The following is a 10720-nucleotide window of genomic DNA, read 5'->3' on the forward strand; positions in this document are numbered from 1 at the left end:
CCAGGCTCACCGCATCCGCCTTGAATTCATCGGAAAATCGACGTCGAGTCTTCTTGGTCATGAACACCTCCATTGCCTCCATTATGAGGCTTATCGGGGTGTCCGCTCCAATTGGACCACTTCACTGTGTGTCCTCTATTCATCAGTGGTGGCTTATTCGCTCTAGTCATCCATTGGCTATGGCCGCCCAGGACATGGTCCCGACGCGGCCCGGCCAGGGGGCGCTCCCCTGGTCTGCAGTGCTGCCGGAAGAATCATCTGATACACTGTCGGCATATCAGGTGATAGCCGGAGGAATAGGTCATGCAAGCCGCCATCAAAGAGTATCGACCGAAGGCAACGGCTCGGAAGGAGGACTTCTGGAAGACCTTGGGGCTGCCCTCTCGTGGGCCAGAGCTGCATAAAGCCCTGAGCGAAGGCATCTCCTACACGGTCTACACCAAGCTCGCGTCAGAATCCGGCTTGGAAAGCAAGGAGTTGGCGCGTTTTGTGGTCATCTCCTCAGCCACCTTGCAACGTCGTGCGAAAGCGGGGCGCTTCAAGGTTGATGAAGGCGATCGGCTGTATCGCTTTGCTGAAGTCTACAAGAGCGCCGTTGACCTGTTCGAGGGTGACAAACAGCGGGCGAACAAGTGGCTCCTCAACCCGGTGCGCGGGCTCGGCGACCAGCGTCCGGTGGAGATGATCGCGACGACGGCGGGGGCTGAAGCCGTGCTGGACCTGATCGGGCGGCTTGAGCATGGCGTTTTCGCATGAGCACGGTTTATGGATACCGTCTCGTCAAGCGGAAGTGGCTCAGGAGCGCCTTCGATGGTGAGGGCGCTCGACTGTTCGGCGGTCGGTGGAACAGCAAAGGGAAGGCCTGCGTGTACCTGGCGAGTTCAGAATCGCTGGCCATGCTCGAGGTGATGGTGCACCTCGAAGACTACCGCCTGCTGGAGGCGTATGCACTGCTTGAGGTGTCCTTCCATGAAGACGCCCTTATGCGCCTTCCAGCAGATGGACTACCGGATGACTGGATGGTTGAGCCCGCACCAGCCTCTACCGCGGAGATCGGCGACAGTTGGCTGGAGAGCCAGCCGAGTCTCGTGCTGGCCGTCCCGAGCGTCGTGGTACCCCGAGAAACGAACTATCTGGTCAACCCTGACCATGCCGACTTCAAGGCGATGGCCGATGGTGCCAAAGAAATCGTATTTGCCCCGGATAACCGCCTGTAGGTACGGCCATTCCGGCGCGTCATTTCTCGAAGCGGCCTGACCCCCTACGCTGATCCCGTCACTCACCGACGGAGGATCAGTGCCCATGACGACTCGACGCCCCCCCGCTACCCGGCCGAGCAGTGGCAAGCCTGGATCAAGGAGCAAGCCCGCAGCGGTCTGTCCCAGCGGATCTTCTGTGAACAGAAAGGCCTGTCCACGAGCTCGTTCCAGCACTGGAAGCGCCGCCTGACATCAGGAACGTTGGCGATACCTCAGGCTCGGATCCCGAGACAACGCTCTTCGCCCCGTTGTCGATGCCCGCGACGGAGGAGCCCGGTGGCATTGCGCGTGGCTGGGAGATCGAACTCGACCTGGGCGACGGTGTGGCCGATATGGCGGCGCTCAGGGCAGAGAACGCGTCACTCCAGCGACAGCTCGACTGGTTCAAGCGGCAGCTGTTCGGCCGCAAGTCAGAACGGCTGCTGGAGTTCGACCCGGCCATGCAGCAGAGCCTGCTCAGCAGCATGGAGGATCTGCCGGTACCGCCGCCGCCCGAACCTCACCCGCCAAGAAGCCGCGGCGCTAGGCCAGGGGCAAGATGAAGGAGGCGTGGTTCTGGCCGCTGTACGGCGACCACGACGAAATCAGCTTTACCTTCTCCCCGTCGCGGGCCAAGGTGCACATCGACAACGTGCCGGGGAAGCACTTCGAGGGCGTGCTGCTGACTGACGGCAATGCCTCCTACGCCCCGCCGTGAGCGGCATCGAGGCGCAAACCCTCGATGCCAATAGGTGCTTTCGGCGATCAACCACGGACCGATGAAGCATGGAGATCGTGCGTGAGACTTACTCGGTGAGCAAGCTCGGCGCCGCCGCCTCCGGAAAGGTTCGCATCGTCTGCTGATTCCAGGTCTCGAAGTGATCCTGCATCGCCTGACGCGCCAACTCCCGATCGCGCGTCTTGACGGCGGCCACGATCGCGATATGCGTTTCGTTGGTTTTCTTTTGCGCCTCTCGAGACTGCCTTGCCAGGATCCTGCGCTGGTGAAGGACCTTCTTCAGTACCGATGACAGCCCCTGAAAGATGATCAAGATGGCAGGATTCTTGGCCATGATGGCCAGCTGTTCATGGAAGTCGTAATCGGCCTGTATGCCTTCGAGAACATCGGTGGACTTCACGATCTTTTCGCAGAGCCGCTCGAGCCTTTCCAGCTCATGGGGCTGATGATTCACCGCAGCGGCCTGGACGATCTCTCTTTCGAACATTTCCCTTGCGGTCTCGAGGTGATCGACGGAAATATAATTGAGCTTGAGCGCAAGTTCGAAATAGAGCTGAATGAAGACCGGCTCAGGCATCTTGAGAAAGGTACCACTACCCTGCTTGCGCTCGATGAACCCAAGGCTGTGCAGTACCGAAAGCACGTTCCTGACCGAGGAGCGGTGCATGGCAAAGTGCTCACACAGCGCCCTCTCCGGCGGAAGTTTCAAGCGGCCGTCCCTGGACAGCTCGGAGACGGAAACGAACTCCTTCAGCCTGTCCAGAAGGTTCGGATCAATCTGGCTCATAATGTCATCCAAGCGCTGCCCCCATACCATGGGTATAGGGGCAGCTTAGCATAGTCAGTGAATGTGCATACCACCGTTGACATCCAGGGTAGCCCCCGTGATGTAGCCCGAGAGCTCGCTGGCCAGGAACAGGAAGGCATTGGCGACATCGTCGGGCGCGCCCAGACGGGCCAGTGGAATGCCCTCCAGAATCTTGGCCTTCATCTGGTCGTCGAGCTTGCCGGCGGTGATATCGGTAGCGATCAGACCCGGGGTGACTGCGTTAACCCGAATGCCGTGAGCCCCCAGCTCTCTCGCCATGGCCTTGCCGAGCCCCAGCATACCGGCCTTGGCGGCACTGTAGTGCGGCCCACCGAAGATACCGCCGCCCCGCTGCGCGGAGACTGAGGAGGTGTTGACAATGGAGCCTGACCCCGCCTGCTTCATATATGGCACGACGGCCTGTGACATGTAAAGCATTCCGCGCAGGTTGACATCGAGGATCCGGTCATAGTCTTCCGGGGAAATCTCCTCGAACTTCACCGGCTGGGTGATGCCGGCATTGTTGACGAGCACATCGATACGACCGAACTTGTCGCTCACGGCCTTCGCCAGATTCAGGCAGTCATCACGATTCGCCACGTTTCCGGTCACTACCAGAGAACGTTCGGGATCGAACTCACCACGTACCATCTCGCAGGCCTGCTCGTTGATGTCGGAAATCACCACCGAGGCCCCCTGCTCATAGAAGAGTTTGGCGGTTCTCAGGCCGATCCCCTTTTCACCTGCGGCGCCGGTGACGATACACACTTTGTCTTTAAGCAGCATGATGTTGTCCTCTTATGCATTCTCGGTAAGGAAGTTCAGCTCCTCCAGGGAGCGGGAAACGCGTGACTCGATCATCTCGAGTGACAGTGGTTGCTCATCGCGCCATGGTTGCGAATTGGCATCACGATGGAGGCGAAACGGAAGCTCCAGCGAAAACGGCTTGCCTTGCTTCAGAAGCGCCGTTGCCACCTCGGTGTCATCCACATCTCCCTCGCCAAAGGCAACGAAGTCGATACCGCCCGCGGTTCGGACGCAAGGCTTGAGATGGAAATGGTCGGCAATGCTCATGGCCTCGCGAACATCGCTGATCGGCTCCCGCTCGGAGCAATGCGACAACAGATTGCCGACGTCATAGTTGATACCGAAGGCATCGCGATCCAGCCGCTCCAGCAGGCCAGGCACGTCGCCGGCATGGTCGAGCACGTTGGGCACTCCGTTGCCCGGGTTCTCGAGCAGGATGCGCACACCATATTGCCGGGCTATCGCCGCCAAGGTATCAGCCTGGCGGAAGAAGGCGTCGCTACGATCGCGCGTGGCGGCATTGGTGATCACGAAGGAGGCCCCCAGGGTGGCGGCGAAGCGGCAGCGCGCCTCGAGCCTGGCAGTGGCATCCTCGCCTCCCAGGTCGATATGGCCGGAAAAGTAGCGACACTCCTGTCCATATCGCTGCATCTGGCTCTTCAATTCTATAGAGAAGTCGTCGGTGAAGTCGCTATCGGTAAAGGCCTCCACATAGCCATCGATGAAGGCAAACTCGACATGACGCACCCCGCAGCGCGCCAATGATGGCAGGATCGTATCGAAGCCGTAACCATCATAGGCCGCGGTGCTGACAGATACATAGCAGGTCATTGGTGCCTCCTCAGGCCGTGCCATTGAGCAGCCGATAGATGCGAATCAGCTGGCTGTCATCAAGCTGGCCCTCTCCGCGCTGGGAGCTGGACACAAACAGCTGGCGAGCGGTTTCCGCCAATGGAGTAAAGGCTTTGGAGGCTTTCGCTGAGTCGCAGACGATGCCCATGTCCTTGCAGAAGATATCGATGACGCTGGTGATATCGCCTGGCTCGATGATCATCCGCGGTCCGCGATCCTTGAGCATCCAACTGGACGCCGCAGACCCCTGCACCATCGACAGCATCAGCGACGCATCGATACCGTTCTTCTCGGCCAGCGCCAGCGCCTCGGCGGCGGCGGCGATGTGCACACCGCACAGCAGCTGGTTGACGGCCTTCATCGCGGAGCCTTGTCCCGGATGCTGCCCCGCCTCGTACACGGCCTTGCCCAACGCCTCGAACGCCGGACGACATCCTGCCAGGGCGTCTTCCGCCCCCGAGGCCATGATAGTGAGCTCACCGGCGCGAGCGCCCGCCACACCTCCGGAGACCGGGGCATCCAGGTAGCGCAGGTCGGGCCTCACCGCTGCGACGTCTCTCGCCATGGCCGCAGCATCGTCGGGCGCTATGGTAGACATCTGGACGATGCAGGCACCCTGCCCCAGCGACTCAACGACTCCCTTCTCGAACAGCAGTGAGCGGATCTGGTCGGTGTTGACCACCATGAGGAAGAGCGCCTCGCAACTGGCAAGATAGCGACTCTCTTCCTCGGCGGAACTCTCTTGGCCGTTGAAATCTATTGCTCGCTGTTCGAACGCATCGATGCCAAGCACCTGGAAGCCATCTTCTTTCAGTCGGGATGCCATGGGCCACCCCATGGCCCCCAGTCCTGCAAAAGCGATATTTCGCATAATCACACCTCAGTAAACGATTAGAGCTGGCACATAGGACACCAGCAGCAGCACGGTGATGGCGACCAGATAGAAGGGGCCCAGCTCCTTGACCACGGCCCCGATACGTTCACGGGCAATGGCGGAAGAGACAAACAGCGTGGTGCCGATGGGCGGCGTAAACAGGCCGATGCTAAGGTTCACACACATGATGATGCCGAGCTGCACCAGGTCCAGCCCGATCGCATTGGCGATGGAGACCAGCGTCGGTCCCAGCAGCAGGATGGCGGCCGGCAGGTCGAGGAACATGCCGATGAAGAGCAGCAGCAGATTGATCGCCAGGATGATCAGGATCGGATGCTTGAGATACTCTACGGACCACTGGGCGACTGCCTGAGGCACGCCACCGGAGGTCAGAATATAGGCAATGATGTTGGCGGCCGCGATGATCAGCATGACGATTCCCGTAGTGATCACCGTGTTCACCAGCGCACTCATGACTCGATCGGCAGTGAGGTCGCGATAGATGACGATGCTGACCACCAGCGCATAGGCAACGGCGATGATGCTTACCTCGGTGGGCGTGGCAATGCCGGCACGCAGCAACACGACAATAAACACCGGCATCAGCAGAGCCGGCAACGCGGTGATCAGCGTGCTTCTCACCTCGGCGCGAGTATGCTTGAGCGTAAGCCGCGGGAATCCACGGCGTCTGCCGATAATATAACAGGCCAGCATCATCCCGCCGGCGAGCATCAGTGCCGGTATTACCGCCGCAATAAACAGTGACGCAATGGAGCTGTTCGAGACGGTGGCAAACAGTATCAGCGGAATCGAAGGCGGCATCAGGCCAGCAATTACCGATGAAGCCGAGGTAACGGCCGCCCCAAAAGCGCCTGGATAGCCTTCTCTCTTTTGCCAGGGTATCAGCATGGAACCGAGGGCCGAAGCCTCTGCCACCGAAGAGCCAGAGACGCCACCGAACACGGTCGACCCCACCACGGTGACCTGACCGAGACCGCCGTGATATTTTCCAACCAACATGGAAGCTAAGCCCACCAACTTCTTACCCAGCTTGCCTGACATCATCAGGCTTCCCGATAGAATGAAGAAGGGTATCGCCAGCAGAGGAAAACTTTGTGTCGGCTGAAAAATTTTCATGACAGCCATGCTTGATGGCATAGGTCCGAAGACAGACAGTGCTGCCCAACCACTAATCACCAGCGAGTAGCCGACCGGCATCGCCATCAAAAGAAACAGGATAAAGCCAATAAGCATTTGGGCCGTCATATCCCATCCTCCCCGTGTGAGACTTGAGGCTCGGAGAATTGATCTCCAGCGGTCAGCACAATCGCGATGTTAATGAGCGAATCGACTGCCAGGCCCATGAATCCAATTACCACCGACCAGTAGGCCCAGGACATGCCAACCCGGGTTATCGGGAGTCGCTGGCTTCCTGCGATCTCGACGACGTCGAGTCCGTGGATGGCCATGGTACCAAAGGCGATCATCGCGATGCCGTTGACGGCCAGGACGACAACCTTCCTCGGCAGTCTGGGCAGTTTCTCCACCACCAGATCGATGCCGATATGCTCGTTCCTGGCGGCGGCGGCCACGATGGCGCTCATCGTCAACCAGGGGAAAAGAAGATTGGGTACTTCCGTCACCCAGCCCAGGTTAGTGGAGAGTACATACCGGACCACCACACCCAACAACAGCGACAGGAAGATGGCCACGATGGATACGATGGAAATCCATTTAAAGGCGTGATAAATGATATTCTTTGAGCTCACTAACAGTGAAGTGGGCGCACCCACTTCACTGCTGCGGCTCTCTTCCGAGAGCTTCATGGAAAGCCCCTCCCGTTATTGCGACTCGCTTTGAGCCGCATTGACGACCATCTCGACCAGATCTGGGTACTCATTACGCCACAGGTCGTAAACGGATGCAGTAGCTTCGATGAAAGGCTGTTTTTCTACTTCATTGAACGCCACGCCAGCGTCCTCCATCGTACTGCGAAGCTCCTCATCTGCCTCGAGAGATGCCTGACGATTGAACTCACCGGCCTCGACTGCCGCTGCTTGAATCACTTCCTGCTGCTCAGGCGTCAGGGTATTCCATACGGCCTTGCTCATCAGCAGCGGAGTGGACTCATATTTATGACCGGTCAGTGAGATGTAGTCCTGCACTTCGTAGAGCTTGGATGAATGGATATTCATCAGCGGGTTCTCCTGGCCATCCACGACCCCCTGCTCGAGGGCGATGTAAAGCTCGGAGAAGTTCATCGGGGTCGGGTTGGCACCCAGCGCCTCGAAGATATCGACGGTCATTTCATCGGGTGGCGTACGGATCTTTAGGCCATTGATATCCTCTGGTGTCTCGATGGGACGGACATTGTTGCTGACGTGTCGAATGCCATTATCCCACAGTGCGAGAAGCACCAGATTCTGCTCTTCCGCCAGTTTCTTCAGCTCGTCGCCGACTTCGCCGTCCATCACTTTCCAGGCGGTGGGAAGCGAGTCGAAGAGGAACGGAAGGCCGAGCACGGAGAACTGTGGTACAACGCTGGATGTCGCACCCTGGCTATTGGTGCTGAATGCCAGCGTCCCCATTCTCATCTGGGTCAGCGCTTCCATGTCATCGCCATACTGGGCGTTGCCACCTACGTCCACAACAAGCTGGCCGTTAGTGCCCTCTTCCACCAGCTCTGCAAAGCGTTCTGAGGCATCCCACTTGGGATTTCCCTCCGCCGCATTGTGGGCAAGTTGGAGTGTCTGCTGAGCAGCAGCGGTACCGGAGAGGAAAAAGGCACCGGCGATTACGGATCCAATAACTGTCGCTTTCATGATGTTTCTCTCTGTTCAGATAGTTGTTGTAAATGTAGTTAGCGCTTTAGATAGTTGGCTTGATTTCTTCGTCTACGGAGACATTTCTCTCCAGAGTTTTCACTACCTCCTTGGTTGAAATACCATAGCGATCGTGAAGGGTCGGCAAGGCACCGGCGTCCAGGAACTCGTCGGGAAGTCCAATCTGACGGAACTTGACCGACACGCCCTCCTTCATCAGCAGTGAGGCAACGCTTTCACCCAGGCCACCCACGACCGAGTGGTTCTCGGCCACGAAAACGGGGCGGTCGGGGTGACGACGCACCTCTTCCAGAATGGCGTCAGTGTCCAGCGGCTTGATCGTAGCGCAGTGCATGACAGCCACATCGACACCTTTTTCCTTCATCTGATCGGAGGCCTCGATCGCCCGTGTCGTCATCAGGCCGGAAGAGATAATCAGGGCATCTTTACCATCAATCAGCCGCTTGGCCTTGCCAATCTCGAAGTGGTAGCCTTCGAACCGGTCCAGGACGCGCGGGACCTTGCCACGCAGCAGTCGCAAGTAGACGGGCCCGTCGAAATCCACCATTGCCTGCACCGACTGCTCGATATCCACCGCATCGCAGGGGTCAATGATGGTCAGGTTCGGCATGCCACGGAAGATGGCGATATCTTCGGTGGCCTGGTGGCTCGGCCCATAGCCGGTGGTAAGCCCCGGAAGCGCACTGATGATCTTGACGTTCAACTTCTCCTCGGCAATCGCCAGGCAGATGAAGTCATAGGCGCGGCGTGAGGCGAAGACACTGTAGGTCGTGACGAAGGGGATGAAACCCTCACGAGCCATGCCTGCCCCTGCCATCATGAGCAACTGCTCGGCCATGCCCATCTGGTAATACCGATCGGGGTAGGCCTGAGCGAAGATATGCAGATCGGTATACTTGCCCAGGTCCGCCGTCATACCTACGATCTTCGGGTTCTTCTCGGCAGCCTCTACCAGCGCATGGCCAAAGGGAGCCGACGTCGTTGGCTGGCCCTCACCGGCGATGGACGCAATCATTGCCGAGGTTTTCAACTTCTTCTTGGCGCTCATCTCATCTCCTCCTTACTGGACACCGTAGACTTCATCGAGCTGCTTGAGCGCCACACTCCACTCATTCTCATCAACGCGAATGAAGTGGGTCTTGTCTCGATTTTCGAGGAAGGGCACACCGCGGCCCATCAGGGTGTCGCAAATAATGACGCGGGGCTTGTCGGAGCTGCTTTCCAAAGCACTGTCGAAGGCCTCGACCAGCGCCTCAAGATCATTGCCATCGACTCGATAGGTCTCCCATCCAAATGCGGCCCACTTGTCGGCTATCGGTTCGTAGTTGAGTACCGTGGACGACTTGTCGTCGGCCTGCTGATCGTTGACGTCCACTATGGCAATCAGGTTGTCCAGCTTCCAGTGGGCGGCGGATGCGACGGCTTCCCAGGTCGAGCCCTCATTCAGCTCGCCGTCCGACAGCAGGTTGAATATGCGCGAGGCACTCTCCTTGCGCTTGAGCCCCAGCGCCATGCCGACACCAATGCCAAGGCCGTGGCCCAGAGAGCCACCGGTGATCTCCATGCCCGGCGTATATTCGGCCATGCCTGACATGGGCAGGATACTGTCGTCGCTCCCGTAGTCTTCGATCTCCTCCTCAGCGATGACACCGGCCTCAATCAGGGCGGCATACAGGGCAATGGCGTAGTGCCCGATAGACAGCAGGAAACGATCCCGCCCCTCCCATTCCGGGTTCTGGGGATCCAGTTTCAGCGCGCGGAAATAGGAGACTGCCAGGACATCGGCAACCCCCAAGGCCTGGCCGACGTAGCCCTGCCCTTGTACCTCGCCCATCCGTAAGGCGTGGCGACGAATCTTGTAGGCTCGCTGCCGAAGCGCCTCGACAGCGCTGGGCTTCGATCCGGTAGCGGTTTGGCTCATTCCAGTCACCTCCAATTGGTTGACCATTTGATGGTAGGGATCGTGGATTGGTTGTGAAATGAGACCTTAGTCTATTGCTTGTTCCGCTAATGTTGAATTGAGAGGCATCTAGTATATAGCCTCATATTTATATGCCTGCTAATAAAATAAAAGCCCCAGAGGACTGGTAAAATAATGATGCAAAACAATAAGATATGTATAACACGGAAGGATATCCTGGCCCTATGCTTTGGTATATCGCTAAAAACTAAACTATACTCGTAGTATCCAGAGCACATTTCAGAAGCCAACCAAGCCGCTCATCTTCGACAATTGGTAGACCATTATAGCCGAATTGATTATGATATGATGCTTGCGTAGTCCGTCATGGCTCGCTCCAAGCGGCGCCAGAAGGCGGGGGTATGGTGGGGTTCATGTAGATCACCAGCTCGTGGGCTACCACGTACTCGGCGATAGGGCACAGAAGCATGTTGGCCTTCCAGTGGAAGTAGGCCCGGTTGCGCTTGCCACAGGATGTTCTGGTCAAGCCAGAGCGGACACATTTTCAAGCCGCAGCTGCCAATTCAATCTCCCTCGGCGTCTGGTAGCCCAGGGTCGAGTGGAGCCGGCAGCTGTTGTACTCCATCTCGATGTATTCG

Annotated in this window: 13 protein-coding genes and 1 pseudogene; 5 read left to right on the top strand and 9 right to left on the bottom strand. The window is 58.2% G+C overall.

Going from position 1 to position 10720, the window contains the following annotated elements; genetic code table 11:
• Positions 1-303 precede the first annotated feature (303 nt).
• The 5 genes and pseudogenes from AC5W54_RS21945 to AC5W54_RS21965 all read left to right on the top strand — a co-directional run bounded on the left by AC5W54_RS21945 (position 304) and on the right by AC5W54_RS21965 (position 1956).
• Positions 304-756 carry an Xre family toxin-antitoxin system antitoxin gene (locus AC5W54_RS21945; RefSeq protein WP_495964229.1) on the top strand — a complete coding sequence of 151 codons (453 nt, stop codon included), beginning with the start codon at positions 304-306 and terminating at the stop codon, positions 754-756.
• Positions 753-1217: an RES family NAD+ phosphorylase gene (locus tag AC5W54_RS21950; RefSeq protein WP_495964230.1), complete on the top strand. Its 465-nt coding sequence runs from the start codon at positions 753-755 to the stop codon at positions 1215-1217. The genes AC5W54_RS21945 and AC5W54_RS21950 overlap by 4 nt, the downstream gene beginning before the upstream one ends.
• Positions 1218-1292: 75 nt before the next feature.
• Positions 1293-1448: pseudogene (gene tnpA / locus AC5W54_RS21955) on the top strand (IS66 family insertion sequence element accessory protein TnpA); the annotation flags it as partial.
• Positions 1449-1513: 65 nt separating this feature from the next.
• On the top strand, positions 1514-1801 hold the full coding sequence (locus AC5W54_RS21960) for an IS66 family transposase (RefSeq protein WP_495964231.1): 288 nt from the start codon (positions 1514-1516) through the stop codon (positions 1799-1801).
• Positions 1798-1956 (top strand): IS66 family transposase, encoded by a 159-nt coding sequence (locus AC5W54_RS21965; protein WP_495964232.1) that lies wholly within the window; start codon positions 1798-1800, stop codon positions 1954-1956. Before AC5W54_RS21960 ends, AC5W54_RS21965 begins: the two co-directional genes overlap by 4 nt.
• A gap of 88 nt (positions 1957-2044) precedes the next feature.
• Here the strand turns inward: AC5W54_RS21965 and AC5W54_RS21970 are convergent, their stop codons facing one another.
• Genes AC5W54_RS21970 through AC5W54_RS22010 form a run of 9 tightly spaced genes read right to left on the bottom strand, consistent with a single transcriptional unit; the run spans position 2045 to position 10082 of the window.
• Positions 2045-2764 (bottom strand): FadR/GntR family transcriptional regulator, encoded by a 720-nt coding sequence (locus AC5W54_RS21970; protein ID WP_495964233.1) that lies wholly within the window; start codon positions 2762-2764, stop codon positions 2045-2047.
• Positions 2765-2818: 54 nt separating this feature from the next.
• A complete protein-coding gene (locus AC5W54_RS21975) occupies positions 2819-3571 on the bottom strand; it encodes an SDR family NAD(P)-dependent oxidoreductase (protein WP_495964234.1) in 753 nt (250 codons plus the stop codon).
• 12 nt (positions 3572-3583) lie between these two features.
• A complete protein-coding gene (locus AC5W54_RS21980; RefSeq protein ID WP_495964235.1) occupies positions 3584-4423 on the bottom strand; it encodes a sugar phosphate isomerase/epimerase family protein in 840 nt (279 codons plus the stop codon).
• Positions 4424-4433: 10 nt separating this feature from the next.
• On the bottom strand, positions 4434-5315 hold the full coding sequence (locus AC5W54_RS21985; RefSeq protein WP_495964236.1) for an NAD(P)-dependent oxidoreductase: 882 nt from the start codon (positions 5313-5315) through the stop codon (positions 4434-4436).
• Between the two features lie 9 nt (positions 5316-5324).
• Entirely contained in the window at positions 5325-6584 is a 1260-nt protein-coding gene (locus AC5W54_RS21990; RefSeq protein WP_495964237.1) for a TRAP transporter large permease, read from the bottom strand.
• Positions 6581-7144, bottom strand: coding sequence for a TRAP transporter small permease (locus AC5W54_RS21995; protein ID WP_495964238.1), 564 nt, complete (start codon positions 7142-7144; stop codon positions 6581-6583). The genes AC5W54_RS21990 and AC5W54_RS21995 overlap by 4 nt, the downstream gene beginning before the upstream one ends.
• Positions 7145-7159: 15 nt before the next feature.
• On the bottom strand, positions 7160-8140 hold the full coding sequence (locus AC5W54_RS22000) for a TRAP transporter substrate-binding protein (RefSeq protein ID WP_495964239.1): 981 nt from the start codon (positions 8138-8140) through the stop codon (positions 7160-7162).
• 46 nt (positions 8141-8186) lie between these two features.
• Positions 8187-9209, bottom strand: coding sequence for a transketolase family protein (locus AC5W54_RS22005; RefSeq protein WP_495964240.1), 1023 nt, complete (start codon positions 9207-9209; stop codon positions 8187-8189).
• 12 nt (positions 9210-9221) lie between these two features.
• Positions 9222-10082, bottom strand: a complete 861-nt coding sequence (locus AC5W54_RS22010; protein ID WP_495964241.1) for a transketolase — start codon at positions 10080-10082, stop codon at positions 9222-9224.
• Positions 10083-10720 lie beyond the last annotated feature (638 nt).

It is taken from the genome of Halomonas sp. LMYGS-3, assembly GCF_059509875.1.